At 67.1% G+C, this 25,135-nt stretch carries 17 protein-coding genes and 1 pseudogene; 12 read left to right on the top strand and 6 right to left on the bottom strand.

Annotated elements, in window-relative coordinates:
* Positions 1 to 8: 8 nt before the first annotated feature.
* Positions 9 to 1,595: an APC family permease gene (locus BW971_RS08125; protein ID WP_076478414.1), complete on the bottom strand. Its 1,587-nt coding sequence runs from the start codon at positions 1,593 to 1,595 to the stop codon at positions 9 to 11.
* A gap of 238 nt (positions 1,596 to 1,833) precedes the next feature.
* Between BW971_RS08125 and BW971_RS08120 the strand changes: the two genes are divergently transcribed.
* The 7 genes from BW971_RS08120 (at position 1,834) to BW971_RS08090 (ending at position 7,673) form a co-directional block, all read left to right on the top strand.
* Positions 1,834 to 2,862, top strand: a complete 1,029-nt coding sequence (locus BW971_RS08120; protein WP_076478838.1) for a phosphotransferase enzyme family protein — start codon at positions 1,834 to 1,836, stop codon at positions 2,860 to 2,862.
* Between the two features lie 2 nt (positions 2,863 to 2,864).
* Complete coding sequence (gene fabG, locus BW971_RS08115; RefSeq protein ID WP_076478412.1) at positions 2,865 to 3,665, top strand: 3-oxoacyl-ACP reductase FabG; 801 nt, start codon at positions 2,865 to 2,867, stop codon at positions 3,663 to 3,665.
* A gap of 105 nt (positions 3,666 to 3,770) precedes the next feature.
* Entirely contained in the window at positions 3,771 to 4,448 is a 678-nt protein-coding gene (locus BW971_RS08110; protein WP_076478410.1) for a DUF4166 domain-containing protein, read from the top strand.
* Between the two features lie 51 nt (positions 4,449 to 4,499).
* Positions 4,500 to 4,937, top strand: a complete 438-nt coding sequence (locus BW971_RS08105) for an SRPBCC family protein (protein WP_076478408.1) — start codon at positions 4,500 to 4,502, stop codon at positions 4,935 to 4,937.
* Positions 4,938 to 5,170: 233 nt separating this feature from the next.
* Positions 5,171 to 5,719: a DUF6764 family protein gene (locus BW971_RS08100; protein WP_234974304.1), complete on the top strand. Its 549-nt coding sequence runs from the start codon at positions 5,171 to 5,173 to the stop codon at positions 5,717 to 5,719.
* 107 nt (positions 5,720 to 5,826) lie between these two features.
* Positions 5,827 to 6,786 carry a polyphosphate kinase 2 gene (ppk2, locus tag BW971_RS08095; protein ID WP_076478406.1) on the top strand — a complete coding sequence of 320 codons (960 nt, stop codon included), beginning with the start codon at positions 5,827 to 5,829 and terminating at the stop codon, positions 6,784 to 6,786.
* A gap of 50 nt (positions 6,787 to 6,836) precedes the next feature.
* On the top strand, positions 6,837 to 7,673 hold the full coding sequence (locus BW971_RS08090; protein ID WP_076478834.1) for a hypothetical protein: 837 nt from the start codon (positions 6,837 to 6,839) through the stop codon (positions 7,671 to 7,673).
* A 36-nt stretch (positions 7,674 to 7,709) separates the two neighbouring features.
* Here the strand turns inward: BW971_RS08090 and BW971_RS08085 are convergent, their stop codons facing one another.
* Complete coding sequence (locus tag BW971_RS08085) at positions 7,710 to 8,969, bottom strand: YncE family protein (protein WP_143690259.1); 1,260 nt, start codon at positions 8,967 to 8,969, stop codon at positions 7,710 to 7,712.
* 195 nt (positions 8,970 to 9,164) lie between these two features.
* Between BW971_RS08085 and BW971_RS08080 the strand changes: the two genes are divergently transcribed.
* Both BW971_RS08080 and BW971_RS08075 read left to right on the top strand, forming a co-directional pair.
* Entirely contained in the window at positions 9,165 to 12,647 is a 3,483-nt protein-coding gene (locus BW971_RS08080; RefSeq protein ID WP_076478402.1) for an ATP-binding protein, read from the top strand.
* On the top strand, positions 12,647 to 16,090 hold the full coding sequence (locus BW971_RS08075; protein ID WP_076478400.1) for an ATP-binding protein: 3,444 nt from the start codon (positions 12,647 to 12,649) through the stop codon (positions 16,088 to 16,090). Before BW971_RS08080 ends, BW971_RS08075 begins: the two co-directional genes overlap by 1 nt.
* Here BW971_RS08075 and BW971_RS08070 read toward each other — a convergent pair.
* A complete protein-coding gene (locus tag BW971_RS08070; RefSeq protein WP_076478398.1) occupies positions 16,081 to 18,144 on the bottom strand; it encodes a prolyl oligopeptidase family serine peptidase in 2,064 nt (687 codons plus the stop codon). The two genes, BW971_RS08075 and BW971_RS08070, sit on opposite strands and share 10 nt — an antisense overlap.
* Before the next feature lie 70 nt (positions 18,145 to 18,214).
* Here BW971_RS08070 and lpdA point away from each other — a divergent pair, with 70 nt between their 5' ends.
* A complete protein-coding gene (gene lpdA / locus BW971_RS08065; RefSeq protein WP_076478832.1) occupies positions 18,215 to 19,600 on the top strand; it encodes a dihydrolipoyl dehydrogenase in 1,386 nt (461 codons plus the stop codon).
* On the top strand, positions 19,597 to 20,490 hold the full coding sequence (locus BW971_RS08060) for a DNA-3-methyladenine glycosylase family protein (RefSeq protein WP_234974303.1): 894 nt from the start codon (positions 19,597 to 19,599) through the stop codon (positions 20,488 to 20,490). Before lpdA ends, BW971_RS08060 begins: the two co-directional genes overlap by 4 nt.
* On the opposite strand, the gene BW971_RS08055 is transcribed toward BW971_RS08060, so the two are convergent.
* The 3 genes and pseudogenes from BW971_RS08055 to ramB all read right to left on the bottom strand — a co-directional run bounded on the left by BW971_RS08055 (position 20,475) and on the right by ramB (position 23,284).
* Positions 20,475 to 21,116: a class I SAM-dependent methyltransferase gene (locus BW971_RS08055; RefSeq protein ID WP_076478828.1), complete on the bottom strand. Its 642-nt coding sequence runs from the start codon at positions 21,114 to 21,116 to the stop codon at positions 20,475 to 20,477. The two genes, BW971_RS08060 and BW971_RS08055, sit on opposite strands and share 16 nt — an antisense overlap.
* A gap of 215 nt (positions 21,117 to 21,331) precedes the next feature.
* Positions 21,332 to 21,856 (bottom strand): annotated as a pseudogene (locus BW971_RS08050) (carboxymuconolactone decarboxylase family protein); the annotation flags it as partial.
* A gap of 18 nt (positions 21,857 to 21,874) precedes the next feature.
* The gene (ramB, locus tag BW971_RS08045; protein WP_076478394.1) at positions 21,875 to 23,284 is read right to left on the bottom strand and encodes an acetate metabolism transcriptional regulator RamB; all 1,410 of its coding nucleotides are present in this window, start codon (positions 23,282 to 23,284) and stop codon (positions 21,875 to 21,877) included.
* Positions 23,285 to 23,645: 361 nt separating this feature from the next.
* Here ramB and aceA point away from each other — a divergent pair, with 361 nt between their 5' ends.
* Positions 23,646 to 24,932 (top strand): isocitrate lyase, encoded by a 1,287-nt coding sequence (gene aceA / locus BW971_RS08040; protein ID WP_076478392.1) that lies wholly within the window; start codon positions 23,646 to 23,648, stop codon positions 24,930 to 24,932.
* The last annotated feature ends 203 nt before the right edge of the window (positions 24,933 to 25,135 follow it).

Genomic DNA, 25,135 nt, shown 5'->3' with positions numbered 1-25,135 from the left:
AACCGACCTCAGCGTTCCTTGGCGTCGTCCAAGACCGTGCGTCCCAGGAGCGCGTAACGATGCGGTGCGAAGAACTTCAGCCCGGCGGCGAGGGCGAGGCCACCGATACCCACCACGGCCACCACCCACGGGATCATGGTGAACACCCAGTCGCCGGACGCGCTGCCCGCCGCGAACGACGCGTTCTTGGCCAACAGGTAGATGACGTAGATCATCCCGACGCCGCCCAGCAGCGGAGCGAGGAAGGTACGGAACCAGTTCGCGGTCTCCGGATGTTGTTTGTGTACGTGGAAGTAGAAGATGACCGAGAACGCGGCCAGTGCCTGCACGATCATGATCGCGGTGGTCCCCAACAACGCCATCAGGCCGTAGAGGCCCGTGTACGAGTCACGTCCGGTGCAGGCGAAGAACAACACGATGACAGTCGCGATGGCCGTCTGCACGAAACCGGCGATGTGTGGTGAACCGTGGACGCGATGGGTCGAACCGATGGTCCTACCCATCCCGGGGATCACGTTCTCCCGGCCGATCGCGTACAGATACCGTGCCGCGCAGTTGTGAAACGCCATGCCGCAGGCAAATGATCCGGTCATCAGCAGCACCTTGAACATGTCCACTGCCCACTGTCCGAGGTTGTGGTGAACCGGATCGAAGAAGATGTTGCCTGCCGTGGCCGAATCCTGGGCGATCGCCACCGCGTTCTGCGGCCCGGTACCCACGATGGCCAACCAGGACACCAGCACGTAGAAGACGCCGATGCCGATCACCGAGCTGACCACCGCGATCGGGATGATCTTCTTGGGGTTCTTGGACTCTTCGCCGTACATGGCGCTGGACTCGAAACCGACCCAGGACCAGAACGCGAAGAACAACCCCACCCCGGCAGAACCGGCCACCGCCATCGCCGACCCGTCCGGCCCCGCGACGACACCCTTGAGGCTGTGGAAACCGTTGAGCGGGTTGAGCGAACCCCACGACCAGCCTTGCGGGCCGCCGCCGGTGAACACCACCGACAACGCCATCAGCGCCAGCATGACGATCTCGGTGATCAGGAAGATGCCCAGCACCTTGGCGGCGAGGTTGATGTCGAAATAGGTGAGGACGGCGTTGATGGCGAGCATGACGACGGCGAACACCAGCCACGGCACGTCGACACCGAAGAACGACGAGAACACGTCGTTGCCGAAGAAGGAGAAGATGCCGATCAACGAGGCCTCGAACACCATGTAGGCCAGCGTGGTGAGGAATCCCGAACCCAACCCGACGATCCGTCCGAGGCCGTGCGATATGTAGCCGTAGAAGGCCCCGGTGGAGGTGATGTGCTTGGACATCGCCGCATAACCGATGGCGAAGAGGGTCAACACGATGGTGGCCACGAAGTAACCGGCAGGCGCGTAGGCACCGTTGCCGAATCCGACCGAGATGGGCACGTTGCCCACCATCGCGGTGATCGGTGCCGCGGTCGCGACGGCCATGAACAACACCCCGATCAGACCGACGGCATTCGGCTTCAGCCGCTGCACACCGTCGCGACCGGTGGCGGCGGTCTGTGAGGTGCCCGATGTCGAGACCGGTGGGTCGATGATGTCGCTCATGGGGCCTTCCGGAGATTCGAGTGATCTCGCCGATCACGAGGTCTGCCTGCTCGGCGCACACCCCGTAGTGCGCGTTTCGGGTAGTTCTACCCCGCACCCGATGAGCGGTCAACCGGTGAATACTGCCTGCTGGCAGGCTGTTTCGAGGATGTTTCCGAACCCTGGCCCAGGCAACGACGGTGTTAAATCGTCGCCGGTGGGTCTGCCCGACCCGGTGGAGGTCGACCACAATTGCCCGATGTACCACGGACCGGTCGGGGAGGAGCTGTTCGCGCGCGCTGCGTTGCCTGCCTACGGTTGCGACAGCGATGGGGACCTCCGACTGTTGAGTTTCTCCGAGAACGCCACCTTCTGTCACCGCCCCCGCGATGACCGATCCGGTGACACCGCTCTGGTGCTGCGCGTGCATCGACCCGGATACCACTCGGCTGTCGCCATCCGGTCCGAGTTGTGCTGGATGCGCGCACTGGCCGACGACACCGGGATCGCCACCCCCGAGGTGATCGCGACCACCGCTGGGGCCCCGCTGGTCTCGATCGACCTCGGAGGGCAGACCCGCCACGTCGACGCCTTCGCACTGGTCGACGGCCGCACCGCCGAAGAACTGCCGGGTGAGATGGAGTTCGGCGAACTCGGCCGGGTCACTGCGCGGATGCACCAGCACGCCAGATCGTGGGAGCCACCACGCTGGTTCACCCGGTTCCGGTGGGACCTGACCACCACGTTGGGTGCGGACAAGCGATGGGGTGACTGGCGCGACGCCCCAGGGATGACCACCGGACTACGCTCGATCATCGAACGGGCCGACACGGAGGTGAGCGCGAGGCTGCGGGACTTCGGTGACGCACCGGACCGCTTCGGACTCGTGCATGCCGACCTGCGATTGGCGAATCTGATGGTCGGACCACAGCGGTCCCTGACCGTGATCGACTTCGACGACTGCGGGTGGTCCTGGTATCTCGCAGATCTCGCCACGGTGATCTCCTGGATCGAGACCGGTCCGGACGCGGAGCGGATCGTGGCGGAGTGGCTCACCGGGTACCAGGAGATCGCACCGATGTCCGCCGATGACCTCGCGATGGTGCCGACCTTCATCATGTTGCGTCGGCTGATGCTCACCGCCTGGATCGGCACCCATCCGGAATCCGGCGCAGCACTGGAGGTCGGTGACGGGTTCGTCGGCGGCACAGCGCAGGTGGCGGAACGATTTCTGGATCATTCGCTCGCGGCGACCGTGTCGCCACCGGGCCCGGCGGTGATGAGGTGACGATGTTCTCGTTGGCGGGTACACCGGTCCTGGTGACCGGAGGCAGCAAAGGGATAGGCAAGGGGATCGCGAAGGTGTTCGCGGACGCCGGTGCCGATGTCGCGCTCGCGGCCCGATCCGCCGGCGCACTCTCCGCGACGGTGGCCGAGTTGTCGGCGACGAGTTCCGGGCGGGTGATCGGCGTGCAGGCTGACGTGGTGGACCCGGAATCCTGTCGAGCGATGGTCGCCGAGGTCGTGGACACGTTCGGCGGGCTGCGGGTGGTGTGCGCCAACGCGGGCATCTTTCCCGAGGCGGCGTTGGCGGACATGACCGCAACGCAGCTCGACGAGATGTTCGACGTCAACGTCAAGGGCACGGTGTACACCGTCCAGGCCGGTATCCCGGCGTTGGCGCGGTCGGGAGCTGGGCGGGTCGTGGTGACCTCGTCGATCACCGGTCCCCTGACCGGCTTTCCCGGGTGGACACACTACGGGGCCTCCAAGGCGGCCCAGCTCGGTTTCATGCGCAGTGCGGCCATCGAACTCGCACCGCAGCGGATCACCGTCAACGCGATCCTGCCCGGCAACATCCTGACCGAGGGACTGGCCGCCATGGGACAGGACTATCTCGACGGGATGGCCAGGATCATCCCCGCGGGTGCACTCGGCAGACCCGAGGACGTCGGCCATCTGGCGGCATTCCTCGCCACTCGGGAGGCCGGATACATCACCGGCCAGGCCATCGCGGTCGACGGCGGGCAGGTGCTTCCCGAGTCACCCGATGCGGTGTCCCCGATGGCGCCGGCAACCTCGGCGGTCTGACCCACCCGCGTCGAAGGTGCCCAGCCGCTGCGGATGGTCGCCACCGGCCATCGCTTATCATCCGCGGATGGTTGCTACCGGGCGTGCGGCGATCCGGGGTCGGCGATGACCCCTGTCTACCGCGCCGCGCTGGGCGCCGACTTCGACAACCTGCATCCGCACTTGCAGTGGCGGTACGGCATCGACTCCACATCGGGGGTCGCCCAGATGGCCGGCGGCATCCTCGACTCCGTCTATTGCAACCCCGTGTTGCCGCCACCGTTCGTCCGGCACCAGCGCAAGCGACGCTCGATGCCCACCCGGACCAGTCGGCAGGTGCCCTTCACCCAGAACGACTTCTGCTACGTCGACGAGGCGGGTCGGGAGTGTCTGGCGGTGCTCCGCACCTTCCATCACGCCGGTGGCGACCTGGCGGTCAACTCGTTGTTGGTGGACGGCACCGCGGGGCTCGTCGACTATTTCGGCGATGGTCCTGAGCTGCTCTACCCGGTGCGGGCGAGTGTGGGCCGCGAGGGCTCGCTGGTCCTGCAGAGCGGGCCGATGCGGTGGCTGAGTACGGGACCCACGGTCGGCATGCGGGGAATGTTCGGCGCGCGGATGCAGTACGTGGAGGGGTGGGACGAACAGCACGGACGGTTCCGGTGCGACGCCACGGTGCGCAATCCGGTCGTCGGTGAGCTCGTCCATTACCGCGGCTGGTTCACTGCCGTGGATCAGCCGTGCACACTGCGCGATATCCCGGACGAAGCCTGGCCGCTGCGGCTGGAACGCCGCGAGGGATGAGTCGGGTGAACCGGTTCATCCCTCCCGGGACGACGGGGTAGTTTCTCCGTCATGCCTGTCTCCGCTGAAACCGAGTTCGACATCGACGCCACCCCGGACGCCGTGATGGAAGTGCTACGCGACGTCGAGGCCCTGCCCGACTGGTCCGATCCGCACCAGAATGTCGAGGTACTCGAGCGCTACGACGACGGTGCGCCCAAACGAATCCGTGCCAAGGTGAGTGCCACAGGCATCTCCGACGAGATGATCATTGACTACACCTGGACCGACACCACCTGCAGCTGGGAGCTCGTGGAAGCGGACAAGCTCAGCATGCAGAAAGGCAAGTACACGGTCACCGCGACCGACGGCGGTGCGCACGTGGCCTTCGAACTGGCGATCGACCTGAAGATCAAGGTGCCCGGCTTCATCGTCAAGGGGCAGCAGAAGAAGGCCGTGGAGACCGCGAGGCAAGGGCTCACCGCCGAAGTCCTCCGCCGCGTCGGCTGATGTAGGCACCTCCTGGAGAGATCGACCCAGGGCGTCGACCACCACCTTTGCCGGATATGTCGGAGACCGGCTCGCGGAGAGGTCCACGAGCCTCAATGGCGCGTGCGCTCAACTGTTTTCGTTACCGCACCGATGCCACGCCCTCGGCATGTCGCCCAGGTCGCGCGGGTACCCTGCAAGCGTGGCCTCGCGGTCACGCACGTGGTCTCTTCTGATGTGATGGGAAATCTGAGTTGGGCATTGTCACTGCGCTGCAGAAACGTACGCGCGCAAGGTTGTTGGTTCTCGGGATGATCGGCGCGGCGGCCTCGGTGTCCGCCCTGTTCGGGACCGCGGGTACGGCGGGTGCGGCCCCGCTGAACTGCGCGGCGACGAAAGATCATCAGGTCGAACACATAGTCGGTCTCGGGGGTTGTGGCGCGAAGGCCGGCCCGAGCAGCCGCGCCACTGCCGTCGACCAGAGCGGTACCGGGACCGCGGTCGCCGTCGCGACCAAGGGTGGCAACGCCAACGCGTACAACTATCAGCCCAACTCCACCGCACTGTCGGGTGCGGACACCGGTGGCACCGGGTACTCGTTCTCCACCGGCCCTAGCGCGCAGGCCGTCTCCAAGGCGCGGGTGGGCGGGCTGTCGCTGTCCGTCGCGGGTCTGGCGGGGCAGGCATACGCCGGTGACGGCGGGGTGCGTTGTGACGGCGGATTCGCGCTGGCCTACGACAGTCCGACCAGTCAGTTCTGCGCCGGGTCCGGATCGGTCTGGGTGGGTACCCCGCACCGCTGACGTCGCGGTCACGACACCAGACGGCAGGCGACACCGCACATGCGGTGTCGCCTGCCGTTCATCTGAGCGTCACCGGCCCTCGACCGGGCTGGTTTAGGTTGACTGCCATGAGTGAACTGCGAGACCACGCTGTGGACACCCCCATCGAGTACCCGGATCTGAGTCGGGTGGCCGGACGTGAGGCGCTGCAGCGCATCGTGGACCTGCGCGACACCAGCAACTTCACCGTCCAAGACACCGAGGACGACGACCCGGTGCTGATCACGCTGCCGGAACGCAACGTCGTGGACACCTGGCGCGAGGGCTACCCGTACGACGAGCGGATGTCGCGCTCGGACTACGAACTCGAGAAGCGACTCCTGCAGATCGAGATCTTGAAGCTGCAGCAATGGTCGAAGGAGAGCGGGCAGCGTCACGTGCTGCTGTTCGAGGGTCGCGACGCCGCGGGCAAGGGCGGCACCATCAAGCGGTTCATGGAACACACCAACCCCCGTGGGGCGCGGGTGATCGCGCTGGAGAAGCCCACCGAGCGGGAGTCCACCGAATGGTACTTCCAGCGCTACATCCGGCATCTGCCCGCGGCCGGCGAGATCGTGTTCTTCGACAGGTCCTGGTACAACCGTGCCGGTGTCGAACGGGTGATGGGCTTCTGCAGCGATGAGCAGCACGCGCAGTTCATGGAACAGGCACCGGTGTTCGAGAAGATGCTCGTCGACTCGGGCATCAACCTGGTGAAGTTCTGGTTCTCGGTGACCCCGCTGGAGCAGCGCACCCGGTTCGCGATCCGGCAGGTCGACCCGGTGCGGCAGTGGAAACTCTCGCCGATGGATCTCGCCTCGCTGGACAAGTGGCCGTCCTACACCGCCGCCAAGGAGGAGATGTTCGCGGCGACCGACACCGACCACGCGCCGTGGACCGTGGTGAAGAGCAACGACAAGAAGCGCGCGCGGGTCAACGCGATGCGCTATTTCCTCAGCCTGTACGACTACGCGGGCAAGGACTTCGAGGTGGTCGGCGAACCCGATCCGCGGATCGTCGGACGGGCGCGGGATCTGCTGGGGGAGTGAGACTCGACGTGTCGCATCGCTCCACCGTGGTGACCACCTAGCCTGTAGTGGTGCGAACCCTCGGTAGTGGTCTGTCCACCCTGATCGCGATCGTCGCGGTGATCTGCGCGATCCCGTCGTTCTGGACCCACCAACGACTGATCGATTCCGCGGGTTTCCGGTCGATGTCCCAGCCACTCGGTCACGACCGTGCGGTGCAGGATGCCGTGGCCGACGAGTTGGTAGCCCAGATCACCGCCGACAACGCCGGGGGTGCCGCGTCGGCGCTGGTGGTGAAGCCGTTGGTGACCGCCTACACGCGCGGGAGTGACTTTCCGTCCGACCTCTCCGACGTCCTGGGTCAGCAACACGACTGGCTGTTCGACGCGCCCACCGCGCGGGAGCAACAGCAGGGAACCATGCAGCTGGACCTGACTGCGATGGTGAACCGGGCGATCGCCAGCCAGGGCATCGGTGTCACCGTTCGTGGCCCGATCACGGTGGCATTGAGCGAGTCCCGGCGCAGCGGACTCGAAGCGGGTCGATACCACCAGATCGGGCAGCGCATCGATCAGATCGCGGTGGTGGCCGCGGGAGTCGCGGTGATCGCGGCGTTCCTCGCGTTGGTCATCGCCCGGCGTCGCGGTCTGGTCCTGTGTGCGCTGGGGTTCGGTGTGGTGGTGGCCGGCGGCATCGCCTGGTTGCTCGGTGCTCTGCTGCGCAACCGCGCCTACGCCGAGGTGTCGGGGGCGGCCGACTCCGCCCGTCGGATCGCCGACCGCCTGATCGACCGCGGGGTGGACGACCTGCATCACACGGGACTGATCACCGGTGGGGTGGGTGTGGCGATGGTCGCGATCGGCCTGCTCGTGTCGCTCACCGTGGATCGACGCCGAACAGGGCGCTGAGTGACTGCGAGGCAACGCCTTTGCCGCGAGGTCGCCTCAGGCCGGTGTGATCACACCTACCGGCAAGGTCACCGGTACCGGAATGGCACCATCGCCGTCGCTGCTGCGCACGATCGCGACGAAGAAGTCCGTCGCGGCCCCGCGGCTGTCGAGGGTGTAGGTGAAGTCCCCGGTCTCACCGTCCATCGTCACGTTGCCCGCCCCCGGATGCGTGAGCAACTCGTACCGCACGTCCGCGTCCGCGACACCGCCGTACAACACCGTCCCGGCGACCGCGAACAGGCTCAGCACCATCAGCTCGCAGGCACGAGGGTCGTCGCTGACGGCGAACAGGCGGCTGCCGTCGGAGCTGAGCGCCACGCGAGCGGGGACGGCAGGCAAGGTCACCGTCATGATCACGGTGTCGACCGCGGTGTCGACGATGGTCACCCGCGGTGATCCCTGGTAGCGGACCGCAGCCAGGGTTCCGTCGGCGCTGACCGCAACCGCTGCCGGCGGAGCGTCGTTGTCCCGCCCCTCGGGCCGGACGTCGATGAATTCGTAGTCGCAATCGTCGAGGTCCACCGACAACACCCCCAGCTTGGGCACCGTGGCGTACACCCGCGCAGGGTTCGGGACGAAGGCGATGTCGGCGGGGGCGAAGATGACGGTGAAGCAGTGTGGATCGGCGGTCCGCGGGGTGTGGACCTCGAGGTCGGCACCAGAGGCCTCGTAGATGAGGAACGCGTCACCCTCGACCGCGATGACCCGCGGATGCTGCCGAACGTAGTGCACGGTGACCGGACCGTCGGCCGACAACCCGGTCTGCAGGTCGATCGTTCGCACGACATCGCGGTACACCACCGACAGACGGGTGCCGTCGGTGCTGACGACCAGTGACTCGGGAGCCGACGGGGCGTGATCGTCGGGGCAGGGCAGAGTCCGCGCCGCGCTGAAGTCGGTGACGTCGAGACCACGGATGGACTGGTCGTCGCGGTCCACCACGTAGACGATGGAGCCGTCAGCGCTCACGGCGATTCCCTGCGGAGCGGCGTTCACCCCGACGCCGTGGCGAACCACGCGGTTCAGGACCATATCCACCACGCTGACCGAACCGTCGGCGACGTGCAGAAGGTACAGGTATCTGCCGTCAGGGCTCCGCGACCAGTCCGAGACCGGGCTGCGCAGGGCCAGACTCGACGTCGAGCCCACGGTCTCACCGATCACGTAGTCGGGACGATCGTCGACCCGGCTGCGGGATACCGCTGCGGACAGCGTGCGTCGCGGGCGACGGCGGAACCGGGTCTCGTTCGTCATCGTGGCCATCTCCTCTGCGCGCGATCGGGTGGGCGTCCGAGGAGAATGTGCCGAACGGGTGCAACAGAAATGTAATCGCCGCTGGTGAGACGGATTCACGGTATGTATCACGGTCGTCCGGTCCGGTGGTCGGGGTTTCCACCGGCATGGGCCACTCGTCGCGTTCGGTATGATCCCCGGCATTATCATCGGTGGATGCCAGCCCCCGAGATCGTCGTCCGGCTGCTCGGGGACATCACCGTCGAGCATGCGGGTCTGGTCGTGGAGCCCCGCGCCGTCGCCGGCACCCGGAGTACTGAGGTGCTCGCCTACCTCGCGGTGCACCGCGACCGCGACGTCCACCACGACGAACTCGCCGCCTTGTTGTGGACCGCCGACCGACCGACCAGGTGGTACCCCTCACTGCGGGGCGTGCTGTCGCGAGCCCGGAACGCGCTGATCGAGGCAGGGTTCGAGGCGGAGTGTCTTCGATCCCGGCGTGGGATGGTCCGGCTGGTGTTGCCGCCCGGCACCGCGGTCGACATCGAACAGGTCCGGACGTGGTCACACGGCAACAGTGAGCCGGCGGTCGCCGTGGCCAACGCTCGCCGAGCGTTGGCGTTGCTCACCCGACCCGCACTCGACGGGATTCTCGGACGGTGGGCCGACGAGGTGCGCCGCGACTGTGAGCTGGCGCGGGAGCGAGCCCTGGAGGTCGACGCCATCGCGTCACTGCAGCTCGGTGACGCCGAGGGTGCGATCGCCGCGGCGGAGTCACTGCTGATTCTCGATCCGGTGCGGGAGAGCGCATATCGGGTGGCGATGCGCGGCCATCTGGACCTCGGCGACAACGCCGGGGCGCGCGACGCAGCGCACCGATGCCGGGCGGCGTTGGCCGACCGACTGGGCGTCGACCCGTCGGCGGTGACCGAAGCACTGGCCCGCAGGATCGAGGAAGGGGAGGTTGCCTCTCCCGAACCCGCGGCGACCCCGGCCGCGCGACGTCGCGTTCTGGTTGGTCGCGAGGCCCAGCTGCGGGACATCGCGCTGGCGGTCGACGACGCACGCGGGGGTCGCGGCCGGCTGGTTCTGATCGAGGGTGAGCCCGGTGTCGGTAAGACAGCCGTGGCCACGGAGGCCATGGAACGCGCCCGGGCCTCGGGCGTCGATGTGCTGTCGGGCCGGTGCAGTGAAGGGGCCGCGGTCCCCTACGAGCCCTTCGTCGAGGCGCTCACCCGCGAGCTGAACTCCGGTGATGCGGTCGAAACCCGGAACCGGTTGTCGCGCAACGGTGCCGATATCCTACGGCTGGTCCCCCATGCCGCCGAGAGGTTCGGCGACCTGTTGCCGCCCGAGGTGAGCGTCGATGACCGGGCGGTGATCATGACGGCGATCCTGAATTGGCTGGTCGGTCCGGCCAGAGATGCACCGATCCTGCTCGTCGTCGATGACGTGCAATGGGCGTCGGAGGCGACGTTGTCGATCATCGACTACCTGCTGAGAGCGTCCGATCGGCATCGGTTGTGCATTCTGATGACTGTTCGCACGCACCACGTTGACGCGCCGACGATCGCCGCGCTGACCGCTGCGGTATCGCCGGACCGGACACGGAGGGTGCGGGTCGACGGGCTCTCGGTACCCGATATCGACGAGTTGCTCCGCTCGGAGCAGGTCGATCTCGACGCCGCGGATCTGTACCGTCGGACAGCGGGGTCGCCGCTGTTGTTGACCTCGATGCTCGGTGCCCATGATGAGCGACCGGATGAGACGCTGCCCGACTCGGTGGCCGACGCGGTGCGGCGGTCGCAGTCACGGCTCGGTCATTCTGCGCGCGACGTTCTCGCGGTGTGCGCAGTCGGCGGGATGTGGGTGCCACGAGTGGTGGTGCAGATTGCCTCGGGGGTCACCGACTCCGTCGAGTTCGCCGCTGCGGTCTCCGAACTGCTCACCCAGCGGCTCGTGACCACGAGCGATCTCGACGACCGCGGTCGCTCCGACATCGACACCGGCGGTCATCTGCGGATACGGCATCCTGTGATCCTGGATGTCGTCTATCGCAGCCTCCCCGGTGCGCAGCGTGCTCGGCTGCACTCGGCCGTGGGGGCTGCACTGCAGACCGTCGGTGCGACGTCGACGGCGGACGAACTCGCCAGGATCGCCTATCAATTGGGCAAGGCCCTGGACTCTGATCGGGCCGCGGCTGCGCACTACGCGAGCCGAGCGGGTGAGAGCGCATTCGCGGTGGCCGCCTTCGAGGAATCCATCGGCTACTTCAGTGAGGCGCTGAAGAGGATGATCCCGCGCGGTGACTCGGCCGAGCGTTGCCGGGTCCTCATCGAGATCGGTCGTGCACAGCGCAGGATCGGCGATCCGAAGGCGCGAGCGACCCTGACCGAAGCTGCCGACATGGCCCACCGCCTCGACGAGACGGATCTGCAGATCGAGGCCGTCCAGAACAATGTGCTGGAGACGATCACCTTCGTCCGGATGTCGGGTGTGGACCACGAGCGGGTGAACAACCTGAACGACGCCCTCGACCTCCTGGAGGCGCGGGGTCTCGGCCACACCGCGCGTGCAGCGGAGATGCTCGCGCGGTTGGCGATGGAATTGGGGTGGGGTGCGGACTGGCAGACACGCCGCCGATATGTGTTGCGAGGAATGCAGATAGCGCGAAGCGTGGGCGACCGGACCGCGACGGTCTCGATGTTGCTGGCCGCCCTGATCGGACTGCGGGTGCCCCAGTGCGCAGACCTGCGATCGCAGGCGGTGCGAGAGCTGCCGGGTCTGCTCGATCTCGACAGTCAGCAGGTTCAGGAGGTACCCACCCTGATCTGGCTGTCCCGAGCACAGGTCGAGGAGGGTGATTTGCCCGGAGCCACCGCGACTCTCGACGTGATCACTCCGGCGCAACTCGCACAGAATTCACAGTTCTGGGCCTTGGATCGCTACGGACGGATTGGCATCGCCATCGCTGCGGGGCAACTGGCACGGGCCGAAGAGGGTGTGGCGGTGATGCGTGCTCTGCCGGCGCCCGCCACGGACACCGGTCGGTTCGCTCGGCTGCATTTGACATTGATGGTGATCCGCACCCTACGAGGGGATCTGGGGGAGCAGGTCGCGGCGCGTGCCGAGATCGCGGAGCGTTTTCACGAGACGCCACCGTTTCGTCCGATGTTGGCATCCGCGCTCGTCGACGTCGGCGACCACGAGGGCGCCGCGCAGCTGATCGACTGGTACGGCCCCGAGCGCGTCGCCGAGATACCCGACGACCACTTCTGGGTGCACACGATGGCGGTACTCGCGCGGGCGAGTGCCCAGGTGGGCAACACCATGGTGTGTCGGGAGGTCTACACCCGGCTGCTCCCGTATGGGGACCAGACCGCCATGGTGTGGGCCGGTGTCTTCGGGGTCCTGCACCATCATCTGGCCCATCTCGCCTTGGCCCTCGGTGATCTGGACACCGCGCAGGCGCATCTCGACGACGCGGTGCGCGAACACACCGCGCGGGGCTACCGCGGCTGGGTGGTCGAGTCGGAGTATCTGGGTCTGTGCATCGAGGCAGCCCGTACCGGGCGGATCGACGATGCCAGGCGAGTGCGAGTGCGAGCCGATGCCGACGCCCTCGACCTGACCGCGGTGTGCCGCCGGGTCGACGCTCTCGCCACGGACCTCGCCGTCGTCGACGCCGGTGGCACGTGATGGATGCCGAGCAGACGGTGGTGCGGCTGCTGGGTGGCGTCCGCATCGTGCGGCCCGGCCACGAGGGAGACCCTCACGTGGTGAACGGGCACCGCAGCATGGCGCTGTTGGCTTTCCTCACCGTGCACAGGCATCGCGACGTCACACATGAGGAGATCGCCCGCATCTTCTGGCCGGTCGAGCGGCCGCGCTCGTGGAAGGCGGTGCAGCGCACGCTGATCTCCAAGGTGCGCGGGTCACTCGAGGACGCGGGGATTTCCGGCCGCTGTCTGCGCTCCGCACAGGGGCTGGTCCGGTTGGATCTACCCGACTCGGTGGTGATCGACATCGAGGTGGCGCAGGCGTTGTGCGAGCCGTCCGACGATCCCGCCCACGAGGTCGCGCCACGGGCTCGCCAGGCGGTGCGTCTGTTGTCCGCCCCGGTGCTCTCCCCGCTACAGGGTCTGTGGGTCGACGACGTCCGCACCCGGTGCGACATGCTGTTGGTCCGGGCTCTCGAACTCGACGCCACCGCCTCCTTGCAGATCGGCGAACTCGAACACACCATCGCGGCGGCCGAACACCTGCTGATCCTGGATCCACTGTCGGAAAACGGTTATCGTCTCCTGATCCGCGCCTATCTGCGGCTCGGCGACCGCGGGCAGGCACTGACGACCGTGGCCCGGTGCCGCGCGCGTCTCGCAACCGAGCTCGGGGTGGGGCTGTCGGCGGAGACAGCGGAATTGTTCGGCCGCGTGTTGCGCGGCGATGGCACCGACGACATCGGTGATGCCGCCGATGCCTCCGATGCCGACGTGGTGCAATCCGCCGAGGAGAGTGAGGAGTCCGCGGTCCGCGCGTTCGTGGGACGTCAGGCGGAACTCGCCGTCATCGATGACGCTGCGCGGAAGGCGGCGACCGGCGTCGGGCAGGTGGTGGTGGTCACCGGGGACGCGGGGATCGGCAAGACCACCCTGGTCACCGAGGCGACGAAGCGAGTCCGCGAGTCGGATGTGGTGGTGCTCAACGGTCGGTACGCCGGGCCGGGAGTCGACCATCAGCAGTACGTGGAGGCCATCGTCGGTGAACTCGACCACCGAGGGACGCAAGGAGTACGTGATCTGTCGCCGCGGGACGATCTGCAGATCTCGACGACGATCCCCGAACCGACCGAACGACGGGGTGTGCGAACACCATCGGGCGATCCTGGGTCGGGCGCCGCGATGGTGGTCCTCGACGATCTACAGTGGGCCTCACCGGCCACCTTGGCGTTGACACGCCGCCTCGTCGACGCATCTGACCGGAGGCGGTTGTGTCTCGTGCTGGTCGTCCGCACCGCATTCCTCGACGTGCCGTCGATCGCGGCGATCATCCGCCCGTATCAGCCGCACCGCGACATACACCGTGTCGATCTACGACCGTTCGGTTTCACCGAGGTCGAACGGCTGATCGCCGACGCCGGTGTCGATGTCGACCCGGTGACTCTGCTCGCCTGGACGGGTGGTTCGCCCTTGCTGGCGGTCGCGGCGGTCGCGGCGGTCGCGGCCCGAGCCGGTTCGGCGGGGCACGACAACGTGCCGACCTCGGTGGCCGACGCCGTCGCTCGCGCGCGTGCGACGATCTCCGCCGACGCCGATGACGTGCTGGACCTCGTCGGTGCCATCGGGATGTCGATGTCGCGGCTCGTGCTGCGCACCGCGTCGCGGATCGACGACGACCTGGCGTTCGCGGAGGCGCTCGACGAACTGCTGCGTTCGGAACTGCTGACAGCGCGCGATGAGGACACTTTGCACACACGGCATCCGTTGGTGCACGACGTCGTCTACGGCTCCATCGAACCCACGGCTCGCGAGGATCTGCATCGGCGAATCGTCGCGGCGTTGGAACGTGTAGGGGCCACGGTCACCCCGACCGAACTCGCCCGCCTCGCCCACCACGCGGCCAGATCAGCGCCCGGCGACGGGGCAGCGTTCGCGCGGTACGCGTTCCGGGCCGGAGCAGGTGCCGATGCGGCGGGCACCTTCGACGACGCGGTCCGCTGGTACCGGCAGGCGCTCGAGGCGCTGCCGCCAGGGGATTCGGCCACCCGGTGTCGCATGCTCATCGAGCTCGGCCGCGCCGAACAGGCCACGTTCGACGAGCACTACCGGGAGACCTTGGCCGCCGCCGCGACGATGGCCCGACGGGTGACCGATGTCGATCTGCTGGTGGCGGCGATCGTCGCCGACGTCTCCACGGTGATGGTCCTCGCCCAGCAGTACCTGCCCGACCGAGAACGTCTCGGCACCATGCGCGCCGCTCTGCACATGTTGCAGATGTCCGGTCGCGGTGCGAGCGCCGAGGTGGCCCGGTTGTCGGCGCGGATGGCGACGGAACTGGCCTGGACCCACGACGTTCAGGGTCGGGTGGGGTTGCTGCGCCGGGCCGAGGTGGTCGCGCGGGCCTGCGGCGACCGCACCGCGTTGGCCGAGGTGATGCTGGCCGTACTCATCGCGCTGCGAGTTCCCGAGACCCGCGCTCTGCGTGGGCGAGCGCTGGAGGAGATGACCGCGCTCACCGCGGCAGGACGGGGTCGCGTTCGGGATCCGTTCACGGCCATCGCGATCGCCCGTAGCCACATCGAATTCGGTGACCTCGACGCTGCCTCCCGCGCCGTGGAGACGATCACGCCCACCCAGATCTCCCGCGATGCCGAAGTCGCCTGGCTGTGCGACCACATCCGGTTCGGGATGACCGTCACAGCCGGTCGTCTGATCGCGGCCGAGGCCGACCTCGCGCGGCTCCGGGACATCCCACCGCTGCGTCCGGAGGTGACCCCGCACGAGCGGTTGCTGGCCCCGGTGGCCGCGCTGCGTACTCTCCGAGGTGGTCTGGGCGAAGTCCTGGAGCTGCTCGACGTGTCACCCGATGTGTTGGCACGAGTGCCGGTGTATCGACCGATCATCGCCCTGGCCATGGCCGACGTGGGCGACGTCGCGGCCGCGCGCGACCTGATGACCTGGTACGACGACCGACCCGATGCGGTCGCGACCGTCGCGGTGACGCCCCTGTGGATGCTGACCATGGCGGTGCTCGCCCGCGCCGCGGCCGAACTCGGTGGGGACGGCGTGCGACGCGCGGTGTACGAGGAACTGTTGCCCTACGCCGACCACACGGTGATGATCTGGTCGAGCGCATACGGGGTCGTGCACCATCATCTCGCCGACCTCGCTCTCGCACTGGGACAGCTGGACCGTGCGGCAACCCATCTCGTCGATGCCCAGCGTGAGCATCGTCGTCGCGGTTATGCCGCCTGGGAGGTCGAGACCGCGCTACTGGAACTGCGTCGTCGGCTCATCGTCGACGGTGGTCTGGATCGGGATCGCGTGCTGCAGGTGCGACGGGCGGCCGACGCGGTGGGGGCCACAGCGACGCGACGCCGGCTCGACACCCTCGCCGCACGGCCGACCGTTCGTCAGCTCTGATCCCTGCCCACGGTCTGCCACAAGAACTCGTAGGCCAGCGCGGACTTGAACGCCGCCTGTCGGTTGTCGGCGGCACCACCGTGCCCGCCCTCGATGTTCTCGTAGTACCGCACCGGGTGGCCGTACTCCTCCATGCGGGCAACGAACTTGCGCGCGTGACCCGGGTGGACCCGGTCGTCGCGGGTGGAGGTGGTCATCAACAGGGCAGGGTAGGTGGCATCGGTGGTCAACCGTTGGTAGGGCGACCAGGCCCGGATGGACTCCCACTGTTCCGGGTCGTCGGGGTCGCCGTACTCGGCCATCCATGACGCGCCGGCCAGCAACCGGTGGTAACGACGCATGTCCAGCAACGGCACCTGACAGACCAACGCGCCGAACAGCTCCGGGTAGGAGGTGAGCATGACGCCCATCAGCAGGCCGCCGTTGGACCCACCCTGTGCGGCCAGGTGTCCGGGGGTGGTCAGCCCCCGATCCACCAGATCGCGGGCCACCGCGGCGAAGTCCTCGTACACCAGGTGACGGCCGGTCTTCTGAGCTTGGGTGTGCCATCGCGGGCCGTACTCGCCGCCGCCGCGGATGTTGGCGATCACGTAGATGCCACCGCGGTCGATCCAGCTGCGTCCGGCGATCGCCGCGTACGACGGGGTCAGCGAGTTCTCGAATCCGCCGTACCCGTAGAGCAGGGTGGGACCCGACCCCACGTCGTCGAGCCGGACCACGAAGTACGGCACCGTGGTTCCGTCATCGGACGTCGCGAACTGCTGATTGACCCGCACGCGATCAGCGTCGAAGAACGCCGGGCTCTGCTTGAGTACGGACACACCCTCGGTGGTGGTGCCGTACAACAACGTCGGCGGAGTGGTGAACGTGCTCGCGGTCAGGAAGATCTCGTCGGAGACATCGGGATCGGTGTCGAGCACACCGATGGTGGCGAGGTCAGGCAACCCCGGCAGTTCGGCGGGCACCCAGCTGCCCAGCCGCAACAGGCGAACACCGGTCTGCACGTCGGTGAGCGTGGTCAACACCAGGTGGGAGGCGGTGAGGCTGATGTTCTGCAGGCTGGTGTGTGGATCCGGGGTGAACAGCACGGTCGCGTCGCGGTCGCCTGCCAGGTAGTCCTCGTAGTCGAAGGCCAGCAGCGTGCCCGGTCCGTGGGTGTTCCCCGAGACCGCCCAGTCCGATCGGGTCATCACCAGCAACCACCGTTGGCGGATGACGACGTGGGCGTCGGTGGGCACCTCGACCAGCACCGGTTCGCCGTCCCGGATCTCGTAGGTGAGGGAGTCGAAGAAGTCGTAGGCCCGGGTGATCAGGTGGCGCTCGTACCCGGGGGTGTCGTCATACCCCGCGCCGACCGCCACGTCGCTGACCGCGCCGGTGAAGACGGTTTCGGCGTCCGCGAGGTCGGTACCGCGTCGCCATCGCTTGACCACGCGTGGGTAACCGGACTCGGTCAGCGATCCCGCACCGTCGGGCAGGGTGCCGAAGTCGGTACCCACGTAGACGGTGTCCCGGTCGATCCAACCGACATCGGATTTGTTCTCCGGCAGCGTGAAGCCGTCGTCGACCCAGCGGCGCTCCATCATGTCGAACTCACGCACCACCGCGGCGTCGGCACCGCCGCGGGACAGCAGGATCAGCGCGCGCTCGTGGTCCGGTCGCAGCACCAGCGCGCCCTTCCACACCCAGTTCTCGTCCTCGAGCTCGGCCACCATGTCGAGGTCGACGAGAACGTCCCATTCCGGCGAGTCGGTGCGGTACGAGTCCGGTGTAGCGCGACGCCACAACCCGCGCGGGTTGTCGGCGTCGCGCCAGAAGTTGTAGAAGTGTTCGCCCCGACGGCGCACGTAGGCGATCCGGTCATCGGTGTCGAGCACCTCCAAGGCACCCGCCTGCAGCTCGGCGAAGCGGTCGGTGCCGGTCAGCGCGTCGACGGTGGGCGCGTTGTGCTCACGCACCCACCGCAGCGCATCATCACCGGCAACGTCTTCGAGCCACAGATAAGGGTCCTCGAGGGTGGCGTCTGCCGGGTCGTCGGGGTCAGTCGTCGTCACGGGTGTCCAGTGTGCCCGACGGCCGGGGATCCTCCTGCGACCACTCGACCCGAGACGTAGGGTGGTCGTCGTGGCTGAACACTTTGACACCGTTGTCCTCGGCGCAGGTCCCGGAGGGTACGTCGCCGCCATCCGTGCCGCGCAACTCGGGCAGCAGGTCGCCGTCATCGAGGAGAAGTACTGGGGCGGGGTCTGCCTCAACGTCGGGTGCATCCCGTCGAAAGCTCTGCTGCGCAATGCCGAACTCGCCCACGTGGTGACCAAGCAGGCCAAGACGTTCGGTATCAGCGGTGACATCTCCGTTGATTTCGGCGCCGCCTACGACCGCAGCCGTAAGGTCTCCGAGGGCATCGTCAAGGGTGTCCACTTCCTGATGAAGAAGAACAAGATCACCGAGATCGACGGGTACGGCGTCTTCGTCGACGAGCACACGATAACCGTCGACGATCGCGAGATCACCTTCGACAACTGCATCATCGACACCGGATCGACCGTCAAACTGCTTCCCGGCGTGGAGCTGTCGGACAATGTGGTCACCTACGAGACCCAGATCCTGACCCGCGACCTGCCCGAGTCCATCGTCATCGTCGGCGCAGGGGCGATCGGGATGGAGTTCGGCTACGTGCTGGCCAACTACGGCGTGGACGTCACCATCGTCGAGTTCCTCGACCGGGTGCTGCCCAACGAGGACGCCGACGTGTCCAAGGAGCTGACCAAGCAGTTCAAGAAGCTCGGCATCACCGTCCTGACCTCCACCAAGGTGCAGACGGTCGACGACAAGGGCTCGCAGGTGGTGGTGAAGTACAAGGACCGCAACGACAAGGACGGTGAGCTGACCGTCGACAAGGTGCTGATGTCGGTCGGGTTCGCGCCGCGGGTCGACGGATACGGCCTCGACAAGGCCGGTGTGGAGCTGACCGAGCGCGGCGCCATCGCCATCGACGATCACATGCGCACCAACGTCGACGGCATCTACGCCATCGGCGACGTCACCGCCAAACTGCAGCTCGCGCACGTGGCGGAGGCCCAGGGTGTGGTCGCTGCCGAGACCATCGCCGGCGCCGAGACCTTGACCCTGGGTGACTACCGGATGATGCCGCGGGCCACCTTCTGTCAGCCGCAGGTGGCGTCCTTCGGTCTCACCGAGGCGCAGGCCCGCGACGAAGGGTACGACGTGAAGGTCTCCACGTTCCCGTTCACCGCGAACGGGAAGGCGATGGGCCTCGGCGAGACGGCAGGCTTCGTGAAGCTGGTCACCGACACGACCCACAACGAGTTGATCGGTGGCCACCTGGTCGGCGACAACGTCTCCGAGATGTTGCCGGAGCTGACCTTGGCGCAGAAGTGGGACCTGACGGCCGACGAGCTGGCCCGCAACGTCCACACCCACCCGACGATGACCGAGGCCCTGCAGGAGGTCTTTCACGGTGCGATCGGGCACATGATCAACCTGTGACGCCGCCATTCGCGGTGCGCGGGGAGAAGCTCCGCGAATGGCGTCCACCGTGGCCGCTGGACATCCGCGCGACCGTCGGTCTGCATCGTCGGGGTTCGGGCGATCCGGCCTTCCGCTACGACGGTGACGGGTCGGTGTGGCGAACCAGCCACACCCCGGAGGGGCCGGGAACGCTGCGGATCTCGGCTCGCGCCGGGGTGGTCACCGGGCGTGCCTGGGGCGCGGGCGGCGACTGGTTGCTCGAAGGGATGCCCGCCCTGTTGGGCGCCGACGACCATCCCGAGGAGTTGGTCACCGACCATCCGGTGGTGTCGCGGATGATCGCGATGTCCGAGGGGCTGCGCATCGGCCGCACCGATCGGGTGTGGGAGGCGCTGGCGCCCGCGGTGCTGGAACAGAAGGTGTTGGGGATCGAGGCGTGGCGGGCCTGGCGATACCTGTTGTATCGGCACGGTGAGCCGGCACCCGGACGGCCGGATATGAGAGTTCCGCCCCCGCAGCAGGTCTGGCGGGAGATTCCGAGCTGGGACTGGCATCGCAGCGGAGCCGAGCCGGTCCGGATGCGGACCATCTGGCGCGCGACGGCGATGAATGTGGAGCGCCATCCCGATCGGCTGACGTTGCTCTCCGGGGTGGGACCGTGGACGGAGTCGGAAACCCGATGCCGCGCGGTGGGAGATGCCGATTGTGTACCGGTGGGGGATTACCACATCCCCGGACTGGTCGGGTTCGCCCTCACCGGCACTCCGGTGGACGACGACGGGATGCTGGACCTGCTCGAACCCTTTGCCGGTCACCGATTCCGGGTGATCAGAATGATCGAACGACATTCCCGACGTCCCGAACGCCGGGGTCCACGACTCGCCATGCGCGATTACCGCGGTTTCTGATCACGCCCTCGCCGAGGTTTGTATGCCCGCACGTACTGCGCCTGACCGGTGATGGTCTGCTCCACGTCGGCTATGCCCGCTCGCTGCAATTGGCGGGTGATCTCGTGTCGTCCGAAGATGTGCAACCCGGTCAACCCGACCACGGACTGCACTCCGGGCAGGCCCGACAACCGGGTCCGTACGGTGGTGAACACGGCGATCTCCCCGCCGGGTTGCAACACCCGCATCAGTTCGGCGATCACCACCTTGGGGTCGGGTATGAGATACAGCGCGGCCAGACACACCACGGCGTCGAAGGAGTCGTCCGGAAAAGGAAGCCGGTGCGCGTCACCGCGGACATAGGCGACACGTTCGCCGGAATTGTCGGCCACCGCCTGCCGCAACATCGGCGCGGAGAAGTCCAGCCCTATGCAGCAACCGTCGCCGGTGAGGCGTTCGCCGAGACGCGCCGTGTAGTTACCCGGGCCGCAGGCGACGTCGAGGATCCGACGCTCGCCGGGACGACCGAGATGCTCGACGAGCTCCCTGTCGACGTCCGCGGTGGCCTCACCGCCCAGACTGAACAACCGGGTGAATGCCGGTCGCCACGCCCGCTCGTAGAAGCCGGCGAACATCGGGTTCTGCATCAACGACAGCGACAGCGACCGTCCGGTGACGGCGTCGCCGAGGACATCGACGAATCCCTGACTGTCGTCGAGGATCTCCGTGGTGAGCAGGTCGCGGACCTGCCGTTGTGCCGGGTTGGTCACCGGCGCGACCCGGGCGAGCGAAGCGAGGGGGAGGTCGAGGAGGGCGAGCGAAGCGAGGGGGAGCTCGAAGCGGGTGAGGGCGACCCGAAGTCGTCGCGTGGGATCCGCAGGGTCCCGATGGTGGTGGCCAGCGAGTCGTACTGACCGACCAACATCACCACCGCGATCAGCTCCCGCTCGCTGAGATGCGCCGCGAGTTCGGTCCAGCCGTCGTCGCCGATGTCGCGGGTGGTGACCAGCTCGTCGACGGCGGTGAGCAGGGCCCGTTCGCGGGGAGCCCAGTCGGCGGTGGGTCCGGTGGTGATCTTCGCCAGGGTCGCCGCGTCGATGCCTGCGCGTCGTCCCAACCGGATGTGGTGGTCGAGTTCGTACCCACAATCGCGCAGGGTGGCCACCCGCAGGATGACCACCTCGGTCTGCCATCGGGTGAGCACTCCGAACGGCATCATCCGGGCCGAGTAGTACAGCCAGGCCCGGAACAGTCCTCCGGTGCGGGCCAGGGTGGAGAACAGGTGTGCATCGGGGACGCGGATGGCACGGGCGACGACCCGGGTGATGAGCCAGTTGACGGGGCCGAGTCGCCGGAAGTCGCCGGGGCTCACACGCGAGTGGGTCACCGGCTCACCGTAGTCGCCTCAGTTGGTCAGGTAGGGCGAGATGGTGCTGCGGTGTTCGTCGATCTCCAGATCGGCGCCCAGGGCGGGGAACGCGCGCTGCGGGCAGTTGACCCGCTCGCACACCCGACATCCTGCGCCGATCGGGGTGATACGCGCCTGTGGGCCGATCTCGAGTCCGTCGGAATAGACCAGCCGTGCGGCGTGCCGCAGCTCGCAGCCCAGGCCGATGGCGAAGGTCTTGCCGGGCTGGCCGTAGCGGGCGGCGCGCCGTTCCACCGTCCGAGCGACCCACAGGTAGGTGCGACCGTCGGGCATCTGGGCGATCTGGGTGGAGATCTTGCCCGGCGAGGCGAACGTCTCGTACACGTTCCACAGCGGGCAGGTACCGCCGCTGGCCGAGAAGTGGAACCCGGTCGCGGACTGGCGCTTGGACATGTTGCCCGCGCGGTCCACCCGGACGAAGGAGAACGGCACACCGCGCAGGTTGGGTCGCTGCAGCGTCGACAACCGGTGACAGATCGTCTCGTAGGACACCGAGTAGAAGGCGGACAGCCGTTCGATGTCGTAGCGAAAGTCCTCGGCGGCGCCGTGGAATTGGCTGTAGGGCAGCACCGCCGCGGCCGCGTAGTAGTTCGCCATCCCCAGCAGCGCCAACTTGCGCGCCTCGTCACTGGTGAAATTGCCCTCGTCGGCCAGCGTCTCCATCAGCCCACCGCATTCGAGGAATGCCAGTTCGCTGGCGAGTTTGAACGTGCGCTGACCGGCCGAGAGATGTCGCGAGATCTCCAGTCTCCGGGTCGTCGGGTCGTAGTGGTGCAGGACGTTGTCGCCCATGTCGACCCGCCGCACGATGGTGACGCCGTGCACGGTCGACAGGCGTTTGGTGATCTCTCCGCGCACGTCACCGGAGTGCATTCGCATCCGGGTGGTCAGCTCCTCGGCCGCGGTGTCCAGCTCGGGAAGATAGTTCTGCCGCTGGTAGAAGAAGTCGCGGACCTCCTCGTGTGGTGCGGTGATGGAGCCTCGTCGGGAACCGTCGCCGCGCTCGTCGGTGGCCGCGGCCAGTTGGTCACTCACCATCCGGTAGCGGCGATGCAGGTTCACCATCGCCCGGGCGAGGTCGGGATGGGACCCGACGAGGTCGTTGATCTCCGCCGCGTCGGCGGCCGCGTCGACGTCCTCGTCCATCACCACCTCGCGGACCTCGGCGATCAGCCGGACGTTGTCCTGCGAGTTGAAGAAGCTGGTGTCGACGCCGAACACCTCGCTGATGCGCAGGAGTACGGGCACGGTCAGTGGTCGTGCGTCGTGCTCGATCTGGTTGAGGTAGGACGGTGAGATCTCGAGGGTCTGGGCCAGGGCCACCTGTGACAGCCCTCGCTCGGAGCGCAGCTGCCGCAATCGCGACCCCACGTACGTCTTGCTCACCGACCCAGGTTACGGGGGAGTGGGGTTCGGGTCGGTCGACGACCGTGATTGTGGTCACTCACGGGTGACCACCGACCACGGATGAGGTCGCGGACGGCCCGGCCGGTGCCGAACCGGCCGCTGACGGAGAACTTGCAGTACGAGCGTACTTTTTGATCAGCGCGGCGCCATGCGAACGGCAGTGGTTCACATCGCCATCTTCGCAAAGTTGGCAAATAGATGTGAAATCATGGCTCATATTCGCACTTGCGACGTATGGACCTGCAGGTTTGTTGTGTGGCAACCTCGTAACAGGCGCGAGCTACAAGTTATGCGCTGAATTGCAAAGCGCAGTGAAGTCAACGAAAGCGAAGTGGCGAGAATGAGCACTGTCGGGAAGCCGAGAACTGCCGACGAGATCCAGAAGGACTGGGACACCAATCCCCGCTGGAAGGGAGTCACCCGCGAGTACACCGCAGAGCAGGTCGCGGAACTCCAGGGTTCGGTTCTCGAGGCCCACACCTTGGCCAAGCGCGGCGCGGAGCTGCTCTGGGACGGCGTCAACGGCGAGAACTACATCAACGCACTCGGTGCGCTGACCGGTAACCAGGCCGTCCAGCAGGTCCGCGCGGGCCTCAAGGCCATCTACCTGTCGGGTTGGCAGGTCGCCGGCGATGCGAACCTTTCCGGCCACACCTACCCGGACCAGTCGCTCTACCCGGCCAACTCGGTGCCGCAGGTGGTCCGCCGCATCAACAACGCGATGCTGCGCGCCGACGAGATCGCCCGCGTCGAGGACGACAAGGCCGTCGACAATTGGGTCGTGCCGATCGTCGCCGACGGTGAGGCCGGCTTCGGTGGTGCTCTCAACGTCTACGAGCTGCAGAAGGCGATGATCGCCGCGGGTGCCGCGGGCACCCACTGGGAGGATCAGCTGGCCTCGGAGAAGAAGTGCGGCCACCTCGGTGGCAAGGTGCTGATCCCGACCCAGCAGCACATCCGCACCCTCACCTCGGCCCGTCTGGCCGCGGACGTCGCCGACACCCCGACGGTCGTCATCGCCCGCACCGACGCCGAGGCCGCCACCCTGATCACCTCGGACGTCGACGAGCGCGACAAGCCGTTCATCACCGGCGATCGCACTGTCGAGGGCTTCTACAACGTGCAGAAGGGCATCGAGCCCTGCATCGCACGTGCCAAGGCCTACGCCCCGTACTCCGACCTGATCTGGATGGAGACCGGCAAGCCCGATCTGGAGCTGGCGCGCAAGTTCGCCGAGGCTGTGAAGAGCGAGTTCCCCGACCAGCTGCTGGCCTACAACTGCAGCCCGTCGTTCAACTGGAAGCAGCACCTGGACGACGCGACCATCGCCAAGTTCCAGAACGAGCTCGGCGCGATGGGCTTCAAGTTCCAGTTCATCACGCTGGCGGGCTTCCACGCGCTCAACTACTCGATGTTCGATCTCGCCTACGGGTACGCCCGCGAGCAGATGTCGGCGTATGTCGACCTGCAGGAGCGCGAGTTCGCCGCCGAGGAGCGCGGCTACACCGCCACCAAGCACCAGCGTGAGGTCGGTGCCGGTTACTTCGACCGCATCGCCACCACCGTCGACCCCAACACGTCGACCGCCGCGCTGAAGGGTTCCACCGAAGAGGGCCAGTTCCACTAGGCCCACGGGTCACCAGAGTCGGGGTGGTCCGGAGATCTCCTCCGGGCCACCCCGGTCTCGTTTCTCCACCGTCGTCTTCGTCGGCCTCGGTTCTCGGCGCCGTGAATGCGTCACAATAGAAGAGTCCGGCGGCACACATCACATGTGCTTCTTCCAAAACTTCGATCCACCACGTACCACCGATTCCCAGTTACATCACATTC

The sequence above is a fragment of the Williamsia sterculiae genome (genome assembly GCF_900156495.1).
GTDB classification, from domain to species: Bacteria; Actinomycetota; Actinomycetes; order Mycobacteriales; family Mycobacteriaceae; genus Williamsia_B; species Williamsia_B sterculiae.
Note: the sequence above shows the minus strand (reverse complement) of the source record. Positions and strands in the feature narration are given on the sequence as shown.

Coding starts and splice junctions, on each gene's coding strand:
- ppk2 (WP_076478406.1), top strand. CDS start 5,827: ATGAGTGAACTGCGAGACCACGCTGTGGACACCCCCATCGAGTACCCG.
- BW971_RS08125 (WP_076478414.1), bottom strand. CDS start 1,595: ATGAGCGACATCATCGACCCACCGGTCTCGACATCGGGCACCTCACAG.
- BW971_RS08085 (WP_143690259.1), bottom strand. CDS start 8,969: ATGACGAACGAGACCCGGTTCCGCCGTCGCCCGCGACGCACGCTGTCC.
- BW971_RS08105 (WP_076478408.1), top strand. CDS start 4,500: ATGCCTGTCTCCGCTGAAACCGAGTTCGACATCGACGCCACCCCGGAC.
- BW971_RS08110 (WP_076478410.1), top strand. CDS start 3,771: ATGACCCCTGTCTACCGCGCCGCGCTGGGCGCCGACTTCGACAACCTG.
- BW971_RS08080 (WP_076478402.1), top strand. CDS start 9,165: ATGCCAGCCCCCGAGATCGTCGTCCGGCTGCTCGGGGACATCACCGTC.
- BW971_RS08075 (WP_076478400.1), top strand. CDS start 12,647: ATGGATGCCGAGCAGACGGTGGTGCGGCTGCTGGGTGGCGTCCGCATC.
- BW971_RS08055 (WP_076478828.1), bottom strand. CDS start 21,116: ATGCAGAACCCGATGTTCGCCGGCTTCTACGAGCGGGCGTGGCGACCG.
- BW971_RS08120 (WP_076478838.1), top strand. CDS start 1,834: ATGTACCACGGACCGGTCGGGGAGGAGCTGTTCGCGCGCGCTGCGTTG.
- fabG (WP_076478412.1), top strand. CDS start 2,865: ATGTTCTCGTTGGCGGGTACACCGGTCCTGGTGACCGGAGGCAGCAAA.
- aceA (WP_076478392.1), top strand. CDS start 23,646: ATGAGCACTGTCGGGAAGCCGAGAACTGCCGACGAGATCCAGAAGGAC.